The sequence below is a fragment of the Microtetraspora sp. AC03309 genome (genome assembly GCF_020826795.1).
Classification (GTDB): Bacteria; Actinomycetota; Actinomycetes; order Streptosporangiales; family Streptosporangiaceae; genus Microtetraspora; species Microtetraspora glauca.
In genome coordinates, this window is the sequence record NZ_JADDIL010000276.1 from 1 (window position 1) to 823 (window position 823).

The following is an 823-nucleotide window of genomic DNA, read 5'->3' on the forward strand; positions in this document are numbered from 1 at the left end:
GTGCTGAGACGACGGGCGAGACGAATTCGCCCGCCTAATCAGCCCTCAGATTTTGTCGGTCGGTCGGGCCATCCTGATCGGCTTGCCGATGGCCGGAAGGAGGCGCCGATGATGACAGCAAAACAGCGATACGCGCTGTCGTTTACCAGCGGTTCGCTGCTGACCCAGGAAGCCCTCGTCGGCGCACCGATCTACCTGCGCGAGCGTGATTGGGCTACCACACGCGCACGGATCAAGGACGAAAACCTACTCCAGACCCGCGTTGCGCGAACAAACACCCGCATGTTGGGCGAGCTTATTCCGCGGCTGCAAGTGCTCACCGACGCCGAGCTCCAGATCGTCGCAGACGGAACGTCTACGGAGCGCGGTCACCTGATGTGGGCGTCGGCCTGCCGTCGATACGCATTGATCGGGGAGTTCGCCGAGGAAGTGCTGCGCGAGCGGTTCCTCACGCTGGCCGGCAACGTGACGTACGAGGAGTTCGACTCCTTTTACCGCGGCAAGGCCATGTGGCACGACGAACTGGATGCGGTCACGGACCTGTCGTATCAGAAGGCCCGGCAGGTTGTCTTCAAGATGATGGTCGATGCCGGACTGCTAACCAAGCAGGGCTTGATCGAGCCGACGTCGCTTTCGACGCGCGTCGCTGACTGTCTCAGACACCGCACGCCTAGCGACATCCGATTCTTTCCGACGAAGGCGGTGTGATGACGATGTCAAACCGGACCACGCTGGCGCAGCACGAAGAGCATGTTTTCCAGGTGCTTAAAAGCGAGCGCTTCCTCAAGATGCAGGGCCTGGGCAACGAGGTCGCCCACTTCAT

1 protein-coding gene is annotated in these 823 nt (G+C 61.2%); it reads left to right on the forward strand.

The features are described 5' to 3' along the window. Positions 1 to 708 (forward strand): DUF1819 family protein (locus tag IMZ11_RS42815; protein ID WP_308066915.1); only part of this gene is annotated, 708 nt, incomplete at its 5' end. Positions 709 to 823 lie beyond the last annotated feature (115 nt).